Source organism: Nitrospirales bacterium, assembly GCA_031315865.1.
In the GTDB taxonomy this organism is placed as follows: Bacteria; Nitrospirota; Nitrospiria; order Nitrospirales; family UBA8639; genus JAGQKC01.
The window spans coordinates 1822878-1844134 of record JALDRJ010000002.1 but is presented as its reverse complement, the minus strand read 5'-3'; the positions used below and the strand labels follow the sequence as shown (position 1 = coordinate 1844134).

The following is a 21257-nucleotide window of genomic DNA, read 5'->3' as shown; positions in this document are numbered from 1 at the left end:
CCGAGCACAAGGAAGTTGACCATCTTCTCTACCATGACGTAGACTTTCCACCTGAGAGTCAGCGCAGCCCCACGTTCCAATATTCAACAGTCAATCAGGCGAGAATAACAGCCCCTCTCTCTCAGAGGACTTTATCTATCCACTTCATAACAAGCGAGGCACAGTATGGCACTGCGATTAGGCGACGAAGCTCCAAACTTTACCGCAGAAACCACGGAAGGAACCGTCAATTTTCATGATTGGTTGGGCGACAGTTGGGGAATTCTGTTCTCTCACCCCAAGGACTTTACTCCGGTCTGTACGACCGAGCTGGGCACGGTCGCGAAGATCAACGATGAATTCAAGAAAAGAAACGTCAAGGTGCTAGCGATCAGCGTCGATCCATTGGACTCCCACAAAGGCTGGGTGAACGATATCAATGAAACGCAAGGTTGTACCGTTGGCTACCCCATTATCGCGGACCCGGAGAAAACGGTCGCGAACCTGTATGACATGATCCATCCCAATGCCCTTGACAACATGACGGTTCGCTCGGTTTTCATCATCGGCCCGGATAAGAAAATCAAGCTTACGTTGACCTATCCCGCATCCTGTGGGCGAAACTTTGATGAATTGCTTCGCGTCGTGGATTCCTTACAGCTAACGGCCAAGCATAAGGTCGCCACCCCTGCCAACTGGCAGGATGGAGAAGATTGTATCATCACACCGGCGGTGACCGATGCAGAAATTCCTTCACTCTTTCCCAAGGGCCATCGGGTCGTGAAGCCATACCTTCGCTACACGCCACAACCCAATAAATAAGTCACGGAACATGAACGTGTGTCTTCGAAGAAGAGCCGCTCCAAAGCGGCTCTTCTTGTTTGCTCTCAGACACAGACCGCACGCGTCCGAATTAATACGTCGTACATTTTTTCACGGTCAGAAGGATCTTAGGATGGCTTATCGCTGGTGGGTTTCGAACAGGGAGACCGCCAGATGATACGCACGGCGACACACACGACAGCGAAATTGCACGGTCCCCGATTTCGCATCAACCTCACTGACCCGCAGATCGATGGCGTGATCGGCCATGCAATGCTCTAAACTTTGCGCAGCGCTGGTTTCGGAAAACGGCTCTTCCCCTAGCTGAGTGTGACAAGACTGAATCTGCAAACGATGTCGCATATTGCAATTCGTACAGAGAATTCCAACCGTTTGAGGTAACGACACCATCTTGACGTTGAGCGACAAAGGATGAACAGCGAAACATTGCTGTATGAAAGCTGGGCTTTTAAAAATTGGCATTACATCATCAAGTCAACAATCGTTCGTCTCGGGACTCACTCTTCTAGAATCTCGCCTCCCGGCGGAAAAGCATATGTACCGCTGGAGCTTCGCATCGACGCTGATGGACTTCTATTGATCGCCAGCGAACGGATCTTTCGGCTTTTTCAATTGACAAAACTCCCTGACCCACTCTCTGAGGATACGTTCTTGATCAAAGGTCAGTTCATACCGTAAGCACACGATACGGTCCCGAGGCGCCCCGCCTTGACCGCCCTTGCCCACCAACGACGCGACAGCTTCACCGACTTCGGCGACCCCGGACCCAAATACTTTGAGCCCGGAAGGATCAAGTTCGCTCTCCGGAATCGCGATGCGGTACACCCACAAGGTTTGCTTATCTAACAGGGAGTGCTCCACGATATGTGGCTTCCCAAATCGTTCTCGCACGTCGAATTGCGTAAGTTCCCCCACGCCGCCCTCAAAATACTTGTCGCGCCAATGTGCACAGCTCACCATGATGCACAACAGAAGCACGAGCAAAGCCCCCCACCAGAACCTCATGATGTTGCAGGAACGGAGAGAACTTTGAGACATGAATGGCACCGCTAAGATTTTGGACCTTTTTTTTCTGTCGTTCTTATGAACGTTCGAATCAGCGCGAATAATTGTGCGATCATCCCGGTGACGATCAATCCCAAAGCCGTGGGCAGCCAGATCGTGTCCGGATGGTCTAACCCATGCATGCCAAGGACAAACCCTAGGGCAATACAGACGATCCCAACTGATCGCGCAATCAATACTTCAGGACGTTGGCCAAACATAGGATGCCGTTAAGCTTGTTTCAGTTTCCGGTAACGGATTCGATGCGGACGTTCAGCGGATTTTCCCAATCGCTTCTTTCGGTCAGCCTCATAGTCGCTATAATTTCCCTCAAACCAGACCACATCACTGTCTCCTTCAAACGCGAGAATATGCGTGGCAATACGATCGAGAAACCACCGGTCATGGCTCGTCACGACAGCGCATCCCCCAAATTGTTCCAACCCTTCCTCCAAGGCACGGAGAGTATTCACATCCAGGTCATTGGTGGGCTCGTCGAGCAAGAGGACGTTCGCGCCTTCCTTCAGCATCCGCGCCAAATGTACCCGATTGCGTTCCCCGCCCGAGAGGTCGTTCACTTTTTTCTGTTGATCAGCACCGGCGAAATTAAATCGAGACACATATCCTCGAGAATTCACCTCAGATTTCCCCAATGTAATGGTTTCCTGATCATCGGAAATCACTTCCCACACCGTCTTGTTGCCATCGAGTGTCCGGTCTTGATCGACATAGCCCAGCTTGACCGTTTCTCCAATCGTGAAGTCGCCAGCATCCGGTTTTTCCTGTCCGATAACCATACGAAACAACGTGGTTTTACCAGCGCCGTTCGGTCCAATCACACCCACGATTCCACCACGCGGCAGCGTAAAAGACAAACCGTCAAACAACAGCTTGTCTCCAAACGATTTAGAAAGCCCTTTGGCCTCGATAACCACATCTCCCAACCGGGGCCCCGGCGGCACATAAATTTCTAACTCCTGACTTTGCCGGTCCTGTTCCTCGCTCATGAGTTGCTCATAACGTGTGACCCGAGCTTTCCCTTTCGCTTGGCGACCCTTTGGCGACATACGAATCCACTCCAACTCACGTTCCAGCGTCTTACGACGCTTGGATTCGGCTTTTTCTTCTTTTTCCAGTCTCTGCTGTTTTTGTTCCAGCCAGGACGAATAGTTGCCCTGGAAAGGAATCCCGTGGCCTCGATCTAACTCCAAAATCCAGCCGGCCACATTGTCCAAAAAATACCGGTCATGCGTGACCGCGATCACCGTTCCTTTGTATTGCCGTAAATGTTGCTCTAACCATTGCACCGATTCAGCGTCGAGATGATTCGTCGGTTCGTCTAAGAGTAAGATATCAGGCTCTTGGATCATGAGTCGGCAGAGTGCCACCCGGCGACGCTCTCCTCCAGAAAGATGATCCACGACCGTGTCGGAGGGAGGGCACCGGAGCGCATCCATCGCCACCTCTAATTCATGTTCGAGCTCCCATCCATTGGCGGCTTCGATTTTTTCTTGGAGCTGCGATTGCTTCTCGATCAACTTTTCCATGTCTTCTGGCGACATTTCTTCCGCAAACCTGGCACTGACCGCCTCATACTCATGTAATAGTCCAATCAGCTCAGCCTTTCCCTCTTCGACGACTTCTTTGACGGTCTTGCCTGATTCAAGCTGAGGTTCCTGTTCCAGCAACCCCACCGAATAGCCCTTGGAAAACGTGATCTCGCCCAGGTAGTCCTGATCGACTCCCGCGATGATTCGTAACAAGGTGCTTTTTCCGGAGCCATTCAAGCCCAGCACGCCAATTTTGGCTCCGTAATAAAAGGACAGATAGATGTCCTTCAACACTTGTTTTTTGGGCGGATGGACACGCCCGACCCCAATTAACGAAAAAATCACTTGCTTCTCATCAGCACTCATGAATCCATGTTCCTTTAGCCCGTGGGCGTGAATAACCAAGTTTATATGGGATTCCAACCATAACAAAGGCCATCACACTACCACAATCAGGACCTACCGTGGATAATGTCTCAGTCTGAATTTCTTTTCTTGTAAGGTCCGCGTTTTGGCGGAGCTTCTCGCTGGTCGATAAGAGCTATAATATCATCCATACCCATGAGCGTATCAGTCAGTCCAGCGGCCATAGCTGGCGTCACTCTCAGGGTTTTGTGAATCTTCACGAAGTTGTAATAGACAAAATACAGGGCTAATGCATGGCAGTGATTTTCTAGCTTTTTAGAAAACGCATTGGTTAGACGTGTAAAACGGCGCATGGACATTCTCATGGTGAGGTTATGTCGTTCAACGTGAGAAGTCGAAATGTGAGCAGTATCAGGGTTGCCTTGTATTTTCTGTTTTCGCGAACCGTTACAAACCGAAGGGCTGTACTTCCTCTCCGGTCCTTGCTCTTTTGGCTCACCGTACAGCTTTACTAACTGGGCATAATTAACATCTGGCCCAAAGGCATCCCATACCGCGTCAAGATAAGCTCTGTGTCCATCCGTCGTTAATTGAACGCGGTGAGCAAGACGTTCTTTTAGGTCATTCATAAACTCAGTGGCATATCCCACGTCTCGTCCTCCAACCATCCAAGACAAAATCATCTTTGATTCACTATCAAGGGCTGTCCAGGTCCAAACATCACCAGCATCTTCTGGTGCAGCCTTGGCTGTCTTCACATTCTTTACCTTCGCATAACAGAAACTCCAAATTTCATCGCATTGAACTTTAGAGGCCTTGACGTTTCGTACTCGCTTATCGTGAAACTCCTCACAGGCTTTCCCGGCATCAACAAGTAGCTTGGTAACGGTATTGATACTCACATCCACCACACGAGAAATAGACCTCATTGAGGAACCCTCCACCAGCATTGAGAGGATTTGAACTCGCTTGGCTAAAGTGAGTTTGTTCATTTGTATATTATATGAACTTTTATGCTTAGCGTCAAGCATTATTTTTATCTTGTAATTCAAATATTTATGATTTATGGATTGAAATATGAAAAAATATTGATATTTTTGTAGCGTCATGATACAAGGAACTATTAACTTAGACAAGGAGAAAATCTATGGCTATTGTTGATGAGATAGAAGTACGATCAATCCTGACATCAGAACGCGAGACGAAAATTAATCGATCATACAAAATGGCGTGGATAGATTGGTGGAGCAGTGATAAACGCCAGGAATTAAGTCGATGGCCACGGACGAGAGCCAATAACCTTTTTGAATACCTCTCGAATCATCTCATTGATGAATTCAGCGATGATCCTGAAGCTCGATTCATCTTTGAACGAGAAACATTCAAGCTTATCATTCAGGAACGCCTGGTAATCCGCTTTAAAAAATCCAATAGTCATGGCGTGGGTTCTAACATCAGCACACAGACAGAAATGGATTTTCGCGATCTAGAAACTGATCTACCAGGATTTCCTGGAGTGCAAAAGGTTGAGATTGTCTACACCCTCAATGCAACAGCAAGCGCCATAGCTGAAATCACGGTACTTGCTCGAAATGGTGACCGAAGACTCTGGAGCTACGCCATTACAGAGAGTGGTGAGGCAACAGTTATTCCAATCACGCAATCTCAACTACCTCCGTTAGACAACGATATTGACAAGATGGTTCAACCACGAAAAACAAACAAACAAGTAAATGAAGACAGCAAATAACATGAAAGCGTTTGTGAATAATGGGTTGCTGCGGGTCGCGAGACAGGCTAGCGGATTCTCTCAGGGGGATGCTGCAACTAAATTAAATATTCCACAAGTAACACTCTCCCGTTACGAGAACTCTCTTTCGACTCCCACGGATGAATTTCTCAAACAGGCAGCTTTCGCCTACGACATCCCAATCGAGTTTTTTCGCCAACCAGATGCAGTTCTGGGGGCACCCGTGAGCGTACATCCCATGTGGCGAAAAAAAAAGAATATTTCAACGAAGGAGATGGATTTAATCATTGCAGAGCTAAACATTCGCATAATGCACATTCGGAGAATGCTTCTGGGGGTGGATTTTGAACCACAGACAAAGATTCCTAAGCTTGATATTGAAGAGTATGGAGAGGATGCAGAGCGAATAGCCGCCCTAGTTCGAGCGCAGTGGCAAATTCCTCAAGGACCTATACAAAACCTTACTGCCATAATGGAGCGAGCGGGGATAATCATTATCCATTCAGCATTAGGAGGTAGCTCGGTAAGCGGTGTGACAATGTCTGTTCCTGGGCTGCTACCAATCATTCTCTTAAATAATGAACAACCGTCAGATCGGGCAAGATTTACTCTCGCACATGAATTAGCCCATCTTGTGATGCATCGATTCCCCAATGCAGAGATGGAATTGCAAGCAAATTCATTCGCAAGCGCTCTTTTAATGCCACCTGGTGATATACAAACGGCCTTCTCTGGTCGTCGCATTGATTTAGAACGGCTTGCTGCGCTTAAGCCGGAATGGAAAGTTTCTATGCAGGCACTTTTGTACCGAGCACAATCATTAGGGTTTGTAGACAAGGGGCAGGCCGCACATCTTTGGCGTAAATTCAGCCTCCATCGTATTAAACTGAGAGAGCCAATTGAATTGGATTTTCCTATGGAGAAGCCAGGGATAATTTCACAGATGATCAAACTACATCTCTGTAATTTTGGGTATTCAGTCCCTGAATTTGGTCAGATACTGCACTTCCATCCTCATCGACTGAAGCAATATTATGATTTAAGTGAGACGGAAAAGAATCCATCTGGGCCCAAACTGAGATTGGCGAAATAGCTACTTCTTAAGACCCCATCGTTTTCTAGAAGCCTTTTTAGCTATTTCAATGCGTTGTTTCTTCGTTAGCTTGGCAGCCCTGGCTCTTCCTCCCTTGCGTCCAAGTGTTTGAGCAGCTTCATCTTTCCCCTCCTCTTGGAAAGTTTCTTCTTCTTCCCCAGTCGCAATCTTCGCAACCTTAATAGCTGCACCAATTACATCACCTGGTCTTTTTTGTCCTTGTGGGCCTTTCGCCATATACGTATTATGCCACAGGGCGCAAACTTACGACTAGGCACTATCCATTTCAGACTGAGACATTATCCTACCGTGTCGCTCGTGGACAGCACGTGACCTAGCCGAAAACTTGTGGTACATCTATAAGAGGTGTCCTAGAGTCGAGACAGAAAACGAGCACAGGTGCCAAACAGCCCCTGACGTTCGTTCACAACCTCGTGACGGATCCGGACTTTTTTGAACCGCCCCGAAGCTTTTGGTCCGCCACCTCTTTCTGGCGAAACATGGCCTTTGAGAACTCCATTACTCAACACTCCCGGCGGTGAATAATGGCAATACCGCCGATTCATTATTGCAGTCTGTGCGGCACAAAAGTCGAGCGTAAGATTCCTCCGGGCGAAGATCGTCTACGAGCGGTTTGTCCCTCCTGCGACACCATCCACTATCAGAATCCTAAAATCGTCGCGGGATGCATACCTGAATGGGAAGGGCAGATTCTAATCTGTCGACGTGCCATTGAACCTCGAGTCGGATTTTGGACCTTTCCGGCAGGATTCATGGAAATGGGAGAAAGTACGGAGGAGGCCGCCGCACGAGAAACCATGGAGGAAGCTCAAGCCGATGTGCGTATCACCGCTCTGTATGCCGTGTACACCTTACGGCATGTTGATCAAGTCTATACCATCTACCGCGGAACCTTACGGCGACATGAATTTGGGGTGGGAGACGAGAGCTTAGAAGTCAAATTGGTCGATCCTGACTGCATCCCCTGGGACGAGCTGGCCTTTCCCGTGATCCGCGAAGCCCTGACTCATTATGTGAATGACCTGAGACAGCATTGTTTCGGCGTACATTTTGGGTCCATCGCCCCGATGAACCGAACGAACACGGCGACTCAAATGAAGAGCGCGAGGTAAGATCGTTCAGTCCTTCCAGCTTCTCACGCCTTCTGTTTGGCTTTGTCTGTCCCGTCATGCCGTCGCTCGAGTTCAAGGAGCGCTCGCTTGATCGGCAATCCTCCGCCAAAACCGACTAATTTTCCATTATGTCCGATAACCCGATGACAGGGGACGATGATAGAAACCGGGTTATTGCCATTGGCAGCGCCCACAGCTCGGGAGGCCTGAGGGTTTCCGATCTGCTTGGCTATGTCCCCGTATGAGACGGTCTCTCCATACGGAATGGTCCGCAAGGCACGCCAGACCCGCCGTTGAAACTCTGTTCCCTCCTGAGCAAGTTTCACAGTGAAGCGTTTTCGTTTTCCATCAAAATAGTCCTTCAGCTGCGCGATCACATTTTCAAACACTCGCCGATCTTTTGTCCATTGCGAATGGATAGGATAAGGATGCTTCCCGTCCTGAAACTGAAGCCTGCTTAACCCATCACGGTTGCCGACGAGCAGCAATTGACCCACTGGACTTTGAAGGAGGTAATAGAATATTTCATGTTTTTTCTTCACAAAGACTACCTCCCAGCACTCGATGAGAGTCGCGACAGGATTCTCGTTCTTTCTTCATTCATGATCTTACGCATGCGAACAGGATCAGGAAAATCCCGTTCGGATGGCGGGATCGGCCAGGACTCCAACCGCAAGACACCGGAAGCCTTCACCTTCTCGGCAAACCGTCCGTCTTTCCAGGGATTATACAGCGGGTCCCCCACCAAGACCATTCGCCAACTCACATGCCGCGAGGTCAGATAAAACGCCTCGACGAGTGAATACCGTCCAGTCAGTAACAGCCCGAAAAATTGAGTGGGTAATGGAAACGCATCGAGATAAGGTTCTCCGATCGGCCCCAAAGTTGCCGTGATGCCCCGTTCCAGAGCATTTTTACACCAACCCCGTTCGATTGGATCACGCAAACTGACGGCTTCACCCGACGCAATATGGTATCCAATCGACCCAGGGAGAAAGGTAAAAGCATCTTCATAATGCCGGAGACGATACCATCCGACGTACAGGGCAACATCTGGAGCATCGCCTGGCTGGTTGAAACGCTTCTGGGTATTTTCCAAAATGACCGGATACGCGGAAAGATTCCGGACGAGCTCACTCAGATTTCGGATGTCCCGGTCATAGTGTCCATAACTCAGCGGTTGTTCCGAATCCATCCCGCGCGCGTCAAAATACGCGTTGCCAACTAATCCGTCCTGCTCCGCGCGCACGGCATGATCGACCAATTGTTTGGCCAATGCCGAGGTCGGAGCGTCAAGGCGACTCACGAGCAACACAGGAAGACCCATCATCTGATCTCGGGACGATTCCGGATACCACGCATACCAAGGGTTGGGAAGTTTTCCTGAAGGATGCCCTGAGGCTCGATCCCACCACAACAGACTCAATTCGCTATCGACACTGGCATCGGCCTGTTCATAGCCGAACTGCTGGACCTCTCGATTGGCCAGACGAAGGACGCCCATCACGCCAAAATGCTCTTGTGCGACCCGATAGGCAAGTTCTCTACTTTTATCTGACGGACTGGCTTGGAAGAGGGCCAACATCTGCTCTGCCGAACGGAGTTTTGCCAGAAAACTCGATAAGGGGATATCGTCGGCTGTCGCCCCTTTCCCCTCGGCATGTTGTGCAATCTGTACCTGCCCAGCTAGGCCATAGATCTGTTTGATGGTCTTTTCAAGGAGATGCAATTGCGCGGACCGTTCCTCGTCATCCGACAATCGTTCAACCCGTTGATAGGCCTCTTGCGTGGCCTGATTCAATCGCTGAATCAATGACTCACTCGCTCGCTGATCCCACTGACCATCCTCAGCATCACGGGACTCTTGAGAAAAACGTTCAGATGTGGCTATAGCCATGACGCGATCCGTGAGCTCTTGGAGAAACTCTCCAGCGGATTTCCTCCAGGCCTTGGCATCCTGACGCCAACTCTTTTCTTGTGGAGACGGACTTGGGGCTTTTACACGGAGGGGAATGCCGAATGTCGTGACGAGGACACATATTTTGGACGACAGCTTTCTTGTTTCTAAGGCTTTTCGAAGAGGCTCAAGAATAAATTCTTCATAATCCTTTCGACTGATCGTCTCTTGAGTGGAGGTATCGACGTTGACAATGTGAGAACCGGGAATTCCTCGTTTTTTCGCATAATGCCTCGCGACTGAACCACTCTCATGGCTATTCTGATTGGCGAGAATAACAATCTGGTCCGGACGCAACTCGGCGAACACCAGTTCGGGAAGAATCATGAGCAACAGACTCATAAGAAGCCCCATTACTGGCTGAGCCCTACACATTCCCAAAATCTCCTCAAAATGCCCACCGCACTACGATCATTTTCCTTCGTCTTCGTTCTCAGTCCCTCGCGTGCGCACTCGTAAGACGTTCTTCTTTTTCATGGTATCACAGAGACGGATCGAAACATGACGAACGTCATAGACTGAAAAAGGTGAAGATCTTATTGTATCACCCTACAGTTTTTGCTTTTCAGCCAATCGTTCACCGTAGTGCCGAATTCGTCGTGTTTTATAAGGGTGAGGATGGAAGTGTGGGCCAAACCGTAACGTGAACGAATGGTTGGAGGAAATTAGTAATCTTTCAATAACCCTTATGTCCTCAAGCATCTATGGGCCGGTTTTCAAGACAATGTCAACCATAATGTCGTCAGCAAGCTTATGAAGCGCTGATCGAATATGTTCGAAACTGGTTTGGGCAGGCGGGACAAGCTCAGCTTCGGCCCGAAAAATCCGTTCACCTGACATGGGAGCGCTTTCGATCACCGTTCGAAAATCTTGCACATTGACGCCAAGAGCGGCTAATCGACTTGAAATCTCTCGTACGATCCCAGGGCGGTCTTGCCCGATAAGCTCCAACAGGAGGGAATTGCGATGGTCAACCTCCGCCAGCTTCCAGTCGCTATCCACAACACTTACGGACAGTCCTTTGTCGGCAAGCATCGGAAGTGCGGCAATAAATTCCTCTCCCTGACTCTCGGGAAGATGAATCTGAACGACCCCTGCGAAATGTCCTGCAAGACGCGCCATGCGGCTCTCGTCCCAGCTCCCCCCATGGCCGGCGATACAATCTGCCAGTGTTTCAACCAATCCAGGCCGATCTTTCCCGATTACTGTTAAAACCAGCACACGTGCCATAGTCTTACCTAATTTACGTTAGAAGATTTTACGCTAGAAGGCATAAAAACCTACTGAACAGAGCCGCCATTGTCAATTCGGCCAAACGTTTCGTGGAAAGTCAGAAAAATATTCCACAAGGAGAGCTTTCTTCGGTACAACATGAAATTTGGTGAAAATAGGTTCTGGATCCTCGTATGCAAGCCAGAAAAGTTTCCGCATACGCCATCTTCAAATTTGATAGGTTTGAAGATGAAATGATATTTTAACCACAAATGTTTTTCGTTCTTTTTTCCGGATAGCTGCGGTGACTGACAGGGATTATCATAGCAGGACTAGTCAAGCCTTGATCTTATAGACATTTGATTATGAATCACTGGCTCACGAAGGTTCCCGATAAGATTTTTCTTTGGGATATCGATGGCATCTATATCGGCTATTACTATTTACAAAGTCAATCGAAACATTTTGTTGGACCATCCGGATTTCTCGGAAAGTCAATCCAAGAAGTATTACCCACAGAAGCTGCTCACACAGTAAAAGAATGTCTGACTCTGGCCTTGAAGACCAAACAAACCCAGATTGCAGAAATACATCTCCCACTCGACGGGCTCCCTTATACTCAAATCATTAGATTCGTTCCCTACGAAGACAGAGTCCTCGGGTTGGTCAACGACCATCCTACATAATCGTTCTTGACGAGAGAGACAGAGGAGAGAATTTAAGTGGAACTCACTTTTTATTCCCGTACTTGTTCGAAAAATACATAGTCGCTTTCAAGAAGAAACCTGTCACGTGTTTTCATCACGAGAAGTATGCGCGCCCTTCATTTCACTACTCTTCCTTCTTACTGACTTCAGCTAACAACGCAGGTGGCTATCATGCAGCATGCTCATGCAAAGACATAAGCCACACACCCTTTTTAGCCGGGGCGAAAAAATCCTTGAGGCTATGTCTACAGACGCATCCTAAACATCGAAAAATTTCGGCGGTTCTAAAAAAACATTTTTCGCATTACGTGAATGACCGGACTTGAAAAATAAGCCGAATTTGGTACAACACTCAGATCCCTTTTGTGCAATTGCATATGAATCCACAGGTTGTTGAAAAAATAGTAAAAAGGAATGCTCAAAGAATGGCAGATCCCATCGAAGATATAGCAAAAAAGTTGGCTAAACAGCTTCCGATGCAAGAGGTATATGAGGATGCCATAAAAAACCCTGCTAAGGAAGTTGGAAATATCATGTCTGATATTATGAAGGTTCTAATGTTAGTCGCAACACCCATTCAATATATGGCGGCATTGCAAGATCGATACAGAAAGTTTCTCGACGTATCCGTGCGAAGAGTTCCTCAAGAACAGCGCATAGCACCTGCCCCTCAGATACTCGGTCCTGTTCTTGAAGGGATTAGGTATGAGCCGGAATCAACACCGATTAACGAAATGTTTTCTCAACTTTTAAGCCGCTCCATGGATACTCAAAGAGTAGAAGAAGCTCATCCGTCTTTTCCATGGATAATTAGACAGCTTTCTTCCGACGAAGCCGTAATTCTTTCACGTCTTAGAGAGGCTACCTATGAGTATGTCTATACCTCTTCATTAGATCAAAACACACGACGATTTACGAGAGAGAAAACTGAAATTGATGAGTTCCCAACCGATGCGCTCCAATTTCATCAAAATCTCGGTTTTTATATGAATCACTTAAGTAGCCTGGGGTTAGCGGGAATTTACGACTATAAAAATCAGGAGCCTATTCATGAAGAGATAGACGGAAACCAGGTGCAAACCGGAACAAAGGTATTCTGCAAATACCAATTGACCGATGTAGGACGAAAATTCATTAATGCATGTACAACTAGTTAAGCATTTGAGGCTTTGAGTTGCTAGCCATTAGGGGAAAATACAATTTCATAAAAGAACAAAAAATCAATAATTTTAAAATTTAGAGTCGGTGTTATGTCGAAGGACAAAATGGCACGTCTAGTTAAATAGAGTATTGGGGAACCCCTTGGGAGAAGATGAATCAGAGGAAAAATCCTCGTGATTCAACCCTATAAATTTTCACGATGGCTTCGCCTTGATCGTGCACATTCGTCACAACACCGCCCCCCTCAAACTTTGCTCCCGTTACGATATGCGCTGATTCATCAAATATCACATCCCCGTCCACTGTAACGTAACACCCGAAAGCGCTCTCCGCTCTTACCAGAATCAGTGGAATCTGCTCTTTCTATTGCATAGAAAGCCATTTCTACAATTTACTCTTCAAGGAATGTTGAAAAAATCCGCCCCCTACTCCGCCGAAGTGCTTACGAAAACCGAGAGCGGTGTTCTCGGCCTCTATATCGAGACTGTGAAGCCGGACATGCCCTGAGAACTGAAGTCCACAACATGTGCCCGCTCTCTCATCTCCGACCGTGCCCTCGTGCTCTGCGCGTCACTCGGGCACCTGTGATCGCACTGGCAACTGGCACGTAGTCGGCAACAAGGCATGTCGTTCACACGCCATGGTCTTTGGCTCCATCGTGCCCAAGGGGGGGGAGGCTTGGCTCGCATGGCTCATGATTTCCACTACTACCCCATTCCCTCGCGTAATGAAGTGTTTAACATGAAATACAAAAGGTGAGCCAAGACTTTTTTGAACCGCCCCAACGCTACAGCGGGACAACGTCTTTCTGACGAAATATGGTCTTCGATAACTTCACTATTCAATGCTCTGACATAGGCAACAATCATGATGTATGCCCCTTCGACCTTTGCGTTATCTTCGAATGCTCGCGGCACGGCTAAGCCCGAAAGTTCTTCAGAAGTGAAGTAAGGATGACGTCAAAATCGAAGGGCAGAATGTCCCTCTTTCCTTTCTCCGGCCTTCAGGAAGCACATTCTTGAAAGATCTTGTTTCCATGTGTCCGTTCTGGCAATTTCGAACCGTCTCGTCTGACCTCGACCATGCACATGTGAGCTCCTCTCCTGCTTCCGTTTCTTGACAGATTCTCCCTGTGCCCGTACAGTAAAAAGGTGACCAGAATTATGACCAATTTAATAAAGGGGTTCTCAAAATGGGGAAAACACTACCGATTTCTGAAGTGAAAGCCAAACTCCCGGAGCTGGTTACGGGCGTATGCGACCGAGAAGAAGAAGTCGTGGTGACTCGCAATGGGAAACCAGCAGCGGTCTTGATCAACTATGCAGAATATGAACGAGTTCGCGAAACCATTGATATACTTAGCGATGCAGATCTCATGACACAACTACGCAAAAGCCAAACGTTTTATGCGTCGAAGAAAAAAGGACGATCGTTTGAAGATGTATTCGGAGAACCTCTCATGCCGCCTTCCAAACGTTCACGATAATGCCAGCATTTCACGTTGACATCCCCCCACACGTTGCCGATGTCATTCGGCAACTGCCACCTGACATCAAACGCAGCATGAAGTCAGCCATTCGAACCCTGTGTGCGAACCCAAGCGAAGGCGAACCTCTTGTGAAGGAATTAAAAGGATTGTGGAAATTTCGGGTCAGGCGATTTCGGATTGTGTATGGGATTGATCGGAGAAAAAAAGTCATTCGTCTTTTCGCCGTTGGCCACCGACGTTCCATTTACGAAACTGTGACCGAACAGGTGAGCCGAAGACCGCAGGAAACGTCTTGATATTCCCCGACTGAATTCAATCTGTTCATCTATCTTACAAAGAAAACAACCAGCCCCCTCTATTCCTGGGAAAAACTTGGCTGCTTTCGTTTTTCCGATTTATGATCTCTTAGCCTACAGTGCCCAGAGCTTCGCGGGCTTTGACAGGAATTTCAAGAGGGACGAAATGTGTTTCGGGATAAAGGTAGTCTTCACCCGAGTCATCAATGACACGCACGAACCCTTCTCGCTTGGCCTTCGCATCTGCCAACAAAGGATAGACCTTCCCTTTCTGCAGGTCTTCACAGTCTTTGTTTTCGATACAAAGAACAAACTTGAGCTTGGGTTTTGCTTTCGCCATGGTTGTTAATCCAAGAATCGCTTGATTTTCATTTTTCGCTTCCCAATGCCGTGAGCTTCATACCAGTGCAATTCTGCCTTTCGAAGGTTTCCGCTTTCAAGACGAACTGTAGCACGACCTTTTTCTCCATCGGCTTGAGCCAAATTGCTTTCGGAGACGCATAATGTCTCTAATACACCCTCCAGCGGCAATGGGGTCAATCTCACGAATCGCTCCAATTACCTTGAAGTACAAGCCCAATATCCTTCACGTACAATAAAGATCGATTCAGCCAATCACTAATTCTGGATTGTAATGTGTTTTCATGATGGGGTCGAGTCGGATTTCGATGTCAGACTGCATTTGTATGATTACGGAAGAAAACAAGAGAAAAATTGGAGTGAAAGAAAAAGGGGTATTCTTTCTATTTTTTCGTATAAGACATATCTTGCCCCGCATATCTCAACCCCGCCCCTTTTTAGCCGGGGCGAAAAAGTCCTTGAGGCTATGTCTATAGACGCATCCTAAACATCGAAAAATTCCGGCGGTCCATAGTTCTTGAATACCGTGCTGACGACAAAGGGCTGCAATCCGTGCATCATGCATGATCGAACCTTGAATTTTCCCCTCAAGAGCTAGTTCTCGCAAGACTGGCCAATAGCCATTTGATTCTGTCAATAACTGCACGCGTGGAGGTTCCAACCGCAGTCACCCTCCACGACCTTCATACGCACGGTCTCGTATGGGTTCCCAAAACGCTGCCTCTACATCTGATAGCGAGCCCTTGCCTGTAAACCTTGCCTTACGGAGACGAAATTCCCGAGAACCTTGGTGTTCGCTCATGACATGCCGCAACCCTTCTTCCGCCAACGCTTCCACCATCGTTCGATGAATGGCTGCAAGCTTTTTTACCTCATCTAAATAATAGAGGAAGATCAACGGTCGTCTTCATACATATAAATGCATTTTGTCATTCATCTATGTGTCAATATATGAATACATAAGCTTGGAGCTTTCCTCCACCTTGCCTACGCCGCTTGTTCTGTTGACAATACGTCCCATGATGCCTCCGAAGTATGATTTAGAAAAAATCAAATTTGCCACTGACCGGCCAACGTTTGAGAAAGCAGTAGATTTGTATGAGCGCGGAAAGGTCATGCAATTTGAGGAACAGGTCGGCTCGTACTCGGCTGTGGTGCGGGGCACCAAACCGTATCGGGTATCGGTGGAGGCGCGCCGTTACGATTCTGGCCATTGCGAATGTTATCTCGGTCAGCGTCACACGCTCTGCAAGCACATGGTGGCCGTAGCCATTCGGGCCATCACTGGTGGTGAGCCCTTGAATGATGAAGAAAAAACCCTCACACATCAGGCTGTGTGCAGTGGCCGGCTGGGCGCTTTAAATAAGGGAGAATTGACGGCGACGAAAAAAGCCTTGACCGCTGCCATGCGCCATATCAAGCCCTACCACGGCCCATCTCGTCTCTGGTTTTCTTATCAACATTCTCTTGAGGAGGGGTGTCATCGTTTCGCAAAGATTGTTTCCGAATTTCCCGTGAGCGAGCAGACAGCAGGGTTACTCGTTGATCTGCTCTTACGCCTCGATCGTAAACTGTGCCAAGGTGGGGTCGATGATTCTAATGGCACGGTTGGAGGGTTCATCGAAGAAACCGTACAGGTGCTTAAAGAATACGCACAACACGATTCCGCATGTGCTGAAACATTCCAGAAACTGAAAAATCGAGACACGTGCTTTGGATGGGAAGAGCCTCTTTTGAAACTCATCAATGATTGAACAGCAAGAAAACGCGCACATGCGCCTTTTCTCCTATGTCGTGCGTCCCGCATGGATTCCAGAGCGAATTCTCCCTAATTCTCGACCAAGTCTAATTTCATGATGATACGTTCGCCGGCAATTCTTGACAGAAACAGACCCAAAATGCAACCATTGGTTATATTTCAGATTGATGGTTTGGAGATTTCAGGGCCTTCCGATCGCCATTTTTCTTTCCGCTGCAAAAAGCTATTTGTGCACAATGGATCGCCAGATTGTCTGTTTTTCGATTCCCGCATTATCCATCTCGCTCGCTCGACTGGATGCTCCTTCACTCCGAACACGGCCAATAGCGGTCGCCGCGTCACAATCCCCCCGGTCACTCATTGCAGAAACTTCTCAGGAAGCCCAGCAAGAGGGCGTCTGGCCTGGACTTCACATCACACAGGCCAAACAGCGATGTCCGGCATTACACATCCTTCCTCCCCAAACCGTTCGCATCCACCATGCTCATCAGGCACTGACGAATACGATCAGACAATTTTCCCCAGTGTGGGAACCCATTCAACCAGGACACGTTTTTTTCGATCTCACTGGCACAACGCGGCTCTTTGGGTCGGCCTGCGATGTCGTCATGCAGATCGAGCGGGAAATCACCCGGCAGCAAGGATTAATCGGTGTCGCGGGATTGGCCAGCAACAAACTCGTCTCGCGCATCGCCTCAACCGTTGTCTGTCCACCACAACTGTGCGACATCCGCCCGGGTTCCGAAGAGGCCTTTTTAGCCCCCCTTCCTCTTCAAACTTTGCCATTGGGCCCACAGCAATCAAAAACCCTGTTGCCGCTCTTCGCTGATCTCAATATCCAGACACTCAAAGATCTCGCCAGCATTCACCTCCCTCACCTTGAAATGGTCTTAGGACGGCCTGCAGGCACGCTTCATGCTTGGGCCCACGGTGCCGACCCTTCCCCCGTCTTATGCCCGCCTCAACAACCCCATATCGAAGCCACGATCAAACCAGAACCTGATGAGATCGATCTTCCTCGACTTCAAGGCGCTCTGTATCAACTCCTTGAACGCGTCTGCCAGCAGTTACGGGATCAACAGCGGATATGTCATGTCATCGTAGTCGGATTCCAGTATCGTGACGGTTTGGAAATCATGAAGGCTCTCCCCGTCAGGCCAGGAACCTACTGGGAAACTGAGTTAATGCCGCTCGTGACCAAACTATGTACACGAAATTTCGTACGCCGCGTCCGCGTGAGCCGACTCACCATACGGGCCGAACGATTGACCGGGTTCATTCAACAAGGCGAGCTGTTCCATGAAGAACGAATCACCACGCCATTCCCCGTCAAAAAGGCTCAACGTCTCACGCTCGCTCTGGATCATATTCGAAAACGTTTCGGCGCTCAGGCCATTTGGTGGGGAAGGACACATGCCCATGACACCCTTCGTGCACCTTCACGTTCATTCTAACTATTCGCCGATGTCCGGGGTCTCTTCCGTGGAAGAGCTGTGTGCTGAGACCCAAGCCCATGGAGCCGATGCGCTCGCCTTAACAGACACCAATGGGCTGTATGGGGCCATTCGATTCATCGAGGTGGCGAAACGGACAGGACTCAAGCCCATACTTGGAGCCGAGCTGACTCATCACCATCATCGCGCGACCCTGCTTGCCACATCGATGACCGGGTATACGAACCTGTGTCGATTACTCTCGGCCCGCCATTGTGACGATGACTTTGATTTGATCGAAGCCGTCAGCCACTCGCACCATGACCTTATCGTGTTATCCGACGAAATTCCTGCCCTGACAGCATGGAAAAAACGGAAACGACAGAATGTCTACGTTGAATTAACCCCCGGAGCCATGATGCATCAAGCCGTCGCGTTCAGCCGACGATCGGGCATTCCACCCGTCGCCACGAATCGCGTGCAGTTTGTACGGCCTGACCAATTTCATCTTCATCACGTTCTGCGAGCCATCGCCTTGAAGACCACGCTCTCACGATTACCGGCCGGCGCGGCTTGCTCCCCTCACCATTGGTTGACTCCAACGGCCGTCCTGGAACCGCACTATACGCATGTTCCTCATGCCTTGCTCAATGCCCGACGCATCGCGGACCGCTGTCATACCGAGTGGAATTTCAAGGACAGCGTCACTCAAGCCTTTCGCGACATGATCGAGCCGCACACCGTCTCTACACTCCAAGCCAAAACCTATGAAGGCGCACGATGGCGATATGGAAACATTTCAAAGAAAGTCCAAGATCGGATCGAGACGGAGTTGGATGTGATTCAGTCGAAGGGTTTTGCGAGATGGTTCCTCATCGTCCAGGATATCGTTCAACAGGCCCCACGTACCTGCGGCCGCGGGTCAGCGGCGGCGTCGATCGTCTCCTATTGCCTGGGGATTACCCATGTTGACCCGATTCGACATAACTTGTTTTTTGAACGGTTCTTGAATGCCGGGCGGCAGGACCCGCCAGACATCGACATTGATTTTCCATGGGACGAACGGGATCGCATCTTGGATTACGTGTTCACCAAGTATGGAACGCGCCGGACCGCGATGGTGGCCAATCACAACACGTTGAGCTTCCGTTCAGCCATTCGTGAAGTCGCCAGAGTCTATGGGCTGCCTCCCGTTGAACTCAATCGCGTCATCCCACGTCTCGTGCGTGAAGTGGAATTTCATGAACCTCCCACGAAACCAGCGTTCGCTTCCTGGGCGGAAAGCCTCTGTCAGACCATGGGAATGACGGAACCCTGGCCAGCAATCATCTCTATCGCGCTTCAGCTCGAAGGCTGCCTACGAACCCTCGGCGTGCATTGCGGAGGCGTGATCATTGCCCCTGATGAGATTCACCGGCATGTCCCGATTCAAATCGCCAGCAAAGGCGTCCCTATCATCCAATGGGAAAAGGATCAAGCCGAGGATGCCGGATTGGTCAAACTCGACATCTTGGGCAACCGTTCGCTTGCGGTGATTCGGGATACGCTTGACGCAGTGACACGGCACACCGGATGCCCTCTGAACGAAGACACATGGGATCCCGTCTCCGATTCGCGAACACAGGCACTGATCCGTGACAGTGACACGATCGGCTGCTTTTACGTCGAGTCACCGGCCACACGGCTCTTGCTGAAAAAACTATGGACAACACTGTCGGAAAAGCAGCCATCAGAGTTGGAGATTTTTGAATATTTGGTCATGGTCTCCTCCCTCGTTCGTCCCGCAGGAAATCCCTACAATCGAGACTTTGTCCTCCGCGCCCACGGCGAGCCCCATCAGCCGGTTCATCAAGAATTTGAACAGGTACTGGCTGACACGCACGGCATTATGGTGTACCAGGAGGACGTGACGAGAGTGGCGATGGCTGTCGCAGGCTTTTCAGTCGAAGAGGCGGATCAACTCAGAAAAATCTTGAGCAAAAAGCATAAGGAACGACAGTTGCACGATTATAAGGCTCAGTTCGATCGGGGAGCTCGCGCCCACGGCGCATCAGACCAGGCTGTCACGACGATGTGGAACATGATCATGAGTTTTTCTGGGTACAGTTTCTGCAAACCCCACTCTGCATCCTATGCACAGGTGTCATACCAATCCGCATACCTTCGAGCCCATTATCCTGCAGAATTCATGGCAGCCGTCGTGAGTAACCAAGGCGGGTTCTATGCGCCCTCTGTGTACCTTTCGGAGGCCCGTCGTATGGGACTGGCGATCTTACCACCGGATATCAACACCAGCCATTGGAAATATACGGGGACCGACAAGGCGATTCGCATGGGATTGATGCAGATCAGAGGGCTGAAAGCCGAGTCGATCGAGCAGGTACTCGCTGAACGCGCCAACCACGGCCCGTTTCGGTCCTTCCAGGACTTTTTGATCCGCACGAAGCACGGACAAGCCCAAATCCGTCTACTCATCAAGGCTGGATGCTTTGATCATATTGCGGGAGAGGTCACACGCCCGGGCCTCCTCTGGCGCCTACATGCCTACCATGAACAGCAACGATTCGGACACCCCCTGCAAGATACTCCGTCATGTCACGCGTCATCGGCTCTTCCCATTCCTCCCGATTATTCGCCTCTCCAACACCTCCAACATGAGATCGAATCGTTTGGGTTTCCACTCTCCCAGCACCCACTGGCACTCCATGCTGAAGCCGTTCGAGGATTGAACGCCGTATCAGCCCGCGACATGAAGGAACATATGGGGCACGCCATCACGATGATCGGCTGGATGATTACGGAAAAATCGGTTCGGACGAAACACCAAGAGCCCATGGAATTTATCACATTCGAAGACCTGACCGGCTTGTATGAAGCGACGTTGTTTCCCAAAGTGTACCGGCGATTCGGCCATCTTCTCACGAATCACGGACCCTATATCTTGGAAGGAACAGTTGAAGAGGAATTTCAAACCTATTCCCTGATCGTGAAGAACGTCCGCACGCTCACCGGCGACATACCGCCTCGCCTTGCTGTAACCCCAGCACCACATCAGTCTCAAACGAAAAGGTTTTCGCCTGAAAAAATTTAGAACAATTTCAGAAAAATCATAAGCTTACGCATTC

At 49.3% G+C, this 21257-nt stretch carries 24 protein-coding genes; 11 read left to right on the top strand and 13 right to left on the bottom strand.

All coding sequences use genetic code 11. From position 1 onward, the window contains the following. Positions 1–165 precede the first annotated feature (165 nt). Positions 166–801, top strand: a complete 636-nt coding sequence (locus MRJ96_08540) for a peroxiredoxin (protein ID MDR4501481.1) — start codon at positions 166–168, stop codon at positions 799–801. Between the two features lie 138 nt (positions 802–939). Here MRJ96_08540 and MRJ96_08535 read toward each other — a convergent pair whose 3' ends face one another. From MRJ96_08535 to MRJ96_08515, 5 genes are all read right to left on the bottom strand, one after another. Then, positions 940–1164 (bottom strand): hypothetical protein, encoded by a 225-nt coding sequence (locus tag MRJ96_08535; GenBank protein ID MDR4501480.1) that lies wholly within the window; start codon positions 1162–1164, stop codon positions 940–942. A 231-nt stretch (positions 1165–1395) separates the two neighbouring features. Then, positions 1396–1860, bottom strand: a complete 465-nt coding sequence (locus MRJ96_08530) for a hypothetical protein (GenBank protein ID MDR4501479.1) — start codon at positions 1858–1860, stop codon at positions 1396–1398. Positions 1861–1871: 11 nt separating this feature from the next. Beyond that, positions 1872–2087, bottom strand: coding sequence for a hypothetical protein (locus tag MRJ96_08525; GenBank protein MDR4501478.1), 216 nt, complete (start codon positions 2085–2087; stop codon positions 1872–1874). Between the two features lie 9 nt (positions 2088–2096). After that, complete coding sequence (ettA, locus tag MRJ96_08520) at positions 2097–3782, bottom strand: energy-dependent translational throttle protein EttA (GenBank protein MDR4501477.1); 1686 nt, start codon at positions 3780–3782, stop codon at positions 2097–2099. Between the two features lie 110 nt (positions 3783–3892). Beyond that, the gene (locus MRJ96_08515; GenBank protein ID MDR4501476.1) at positions 3893–4774 is read right to left on the bottom strand and encodes an IS1 family transposase; all 882 of its coding nucleotides are present in this window, start codon (positions 4772–4774) and stop codon (positions 3893–3895) included. A 155-nt stretch (positions 4775–4929) separates the two neighbouring features. Between MRJ96_08515 and MRJ96_08510 the strand changes: the two genes are divergently transcribed. Continuing rightward, positions 4930–5532, top strand: a complete 603-nt coding sequence (locus MRJ96_08510) for a hypothetical protein (GenBank protein MDR4501475.1) — start codon at positions 4930–4932, stop codon at positions 5530–5532. 1 nt (position 5533) lies between these two features. Next, entirely contained in the window at positions 5534–6625 is a 1092-nt protein-coding gene (locus tag MRJ96_08505; protein ID MDR4501474.1) for an XRE family transcriptional regulator, read from the top strand. On the opposite strand, the gene MRJ96_08500 is transcribed toward MRJ96_08505, so the two are convergent. After that, positions 6626–6862, bottom strand: coding sequence for a hypothetical protein (locus MRJ96_08500; GenBank protein ID MDR4501473.1), 237 nt, complete (start codon positions 6860–6862; stop codon positions 6626–6628). Positions 6863–7170: 308 nt separating this feature from the next. Here MRJ96_08500 and MRJ96_08495 point away from each other — a divergent pair, with 308 nt between their 5' ends. Then, a complete protein-coding gene (locus tag MRJ96_08495) occupies positions 7171–7758 on the top strand; it encodes an NUDIX hydrolase (protein MDR4501472.1) in 588 nt (195 codons plus the stop codon). A gap of 23 nt (positions 7759–7781) precedes the next feature. On the opposite strand, the gene MRJ96_08490 is transcribed toward MRJ96_08495, so the two are convergent. From MRJ96_08490 to MRJ96_08480, 3 genes are all read right to left on the bottom strand, one after another. Further along, complete coding sequence (locus MRJ96_08490) at positions 7782–8300, bottom strand: methylated-DNA--[protein]-cysteine S-methyltransferase (GenBank protein ID MDR4501471.1); 519 nt, start codon at positions 8298–8300, stop codon at positions 7782–7784. 5 nt (positions 8301–8305) lie between these two features. Continuing rightward, the gene (locus MRJ96_08485) at positions 8306–10090 is read right to left on the bottom strand and encodes a TIGR03790 family protein (protein MDR4501470.1); all 1785 of its coding nucleotides are present in this window, start codon (positions 10088–10090) and stop codon (positions 8306–8308) included. A gap of 327 nt (positions 10091–10417) precedes the next feature. Next, positions 10418–10945, bottom strand: a complete 528-nt coding sequence (locus MRJ96_08480) for a hypothetical protein (GenBank protein ID MDR4501469.1) — start codon at positions 10943–10945, stop codon at positions 10418–10420. A 347-nt stretch (positions 10946–11292) separates the two neighbouring features. Here MRJ96_08480 and MRJ96_08475 point away from each other — a divergent pair, with 347 nt between their 5' ends. The 4 genes from MRJ96_08475 (at position 11293) to MRJ96_08460 (ending at position 14580) form a co-directional block, all read left to right on the top strand. Beyond that, the gene (locus MRJ96_08475) at positions 11293–11613 is read left to right on the top strand and encodes a PAS domain-containing protein (GenBank protein ID MDR4501468.1); all 321 of its coding nucleotides are present in this window, start codon (positions 11293–11295) and stop codon (positions 11611–11613) included. Between the two features lie 398 nt (positions 11614–12011). Then, positions 12012–12791, top strand: coding sequence for a DUF4393 domain-containing protein (locus tag MRJ96_08470; GenBank protein MDR4501467.1), 780 nt, complete (start codon positions 12012–12014; stop codon positions 12789–12791). Between the two features lie 1196 nt (positions 12792–13987). Then, positions 13988–14281, top strand: coding sequence for a type II toxin-antitoxin system Phd/YefM family antitoxin (locus tag MRJ96_08465; protein MDR4501466.1), 294 nt, complete (start codon positions 13988–13990; stop codon positions 14279–14281). Continuing rightward, on the top strand, positions 14281–14580 hold the full coding sequence (locus tag MRJ96_08460) for a type II toxin-antitoxin system RelE/ParE family toxin (protein MDR4501465.1): 300 nt from the start codon (positions 14281–14283) through the stop codon (positions 14578–14580). Before MRJ96_08465 ends, MRJ96_08460 begins: the two co-directional genes overlap by 1 nt. 109 nt (positions 14581–14689) lie before the next feature. On the opposite strand, the gene MRJ96_08455 is transcribed toward MRJ96_08460, so the two are convergent. The 4 genes from MRJ96_08455 to MRJ96_08440 form a co-directional block, all read right to left on the bottom strand. Continuing rightward, entirely contained in the window at positions 14690–14920 is a 231-nt protein-coding gene (locus MRJ96_08455; GenBank protein MDR4501464.1) for a hypothetical protein, read from the bottom strand. 5 nt (positions 14921–14925) lie between these two features. Further along, positions 14926–15126 (bottom strand): hypothetical protein, encoded by a 201-nt coding sequence (locus MRJ96_08450; protein MDR4501463.1) that lies wholly within the window; start codon positions 15124–15126, stop codon positions 14926–14928. A gap of 235 nt (positions 15127–15361) precedes the next feature. Then, complete coding sequence (locus tag MRJ96_08445) at positions 15362–15586, bottom strand: hypothetical protein (GenBank protein ID MDR4501462.1); 225 nt, start codon at positions 15584–15586, stop codon at positions 15362–15364. 21 nt (positions 15587–15607) lie between these two features. Then, positions 15608–15838, bottom strand: a complete 231-nt coding sequence (locus tag MRJ96_08440; protein ID MDR4501461.1) for a hypothetical protein — start codon at positions 15836–15838, stop codon at positions 15608–15610. 121 nt (positions 15839–15959) lie between these two features. On the opposite strand from MRJ96_08440, the gene MRJ96_08435 reads away from it, so the two are divergent. The 3 genes from MRJ96_08435 to MRJ96_08425 all read left to right on the top strand — a co-directional run bounded on the left by MRJ96_08435 (position 15960) and on the right by MRJ96_08425 (position 21223). Beyond that, positions 15960–16694 (top strand): hypothetical protein, encoded by a 735-nt coding sequence (locus MRJ96_08435; GenBank protein ID MDR4501460.1) that lies wholly within the window; start codon positions 15960–15962, stop codon positions 16692–16694. A gap of 241 nt (positions 16695–16935) precedes the next feature. After that, positions 16936–18153, top strand: coding sequence for a hypothetical protein (locus MRJ96_08430; GenBank protein ID MDR4501459.1), 1218 nt, complete (start codon positions 16936–16938; stop codon positions 18151–18153). Then, entirely contained in the window at positions 18119–21223 is a 3105-nt protein-coding gene (locus MRJ96_08425) for a DNA polymerase III subunit alpha (protein ID MDR4501458.1), read from the top strand. Before MRJ96_08430 ends, MRJ96_08425 begins: the two co-directional genes overlap by 35 nt. The last annotated feature ends 34 nt before the right edge of the window (positions 21224–21257 follow it).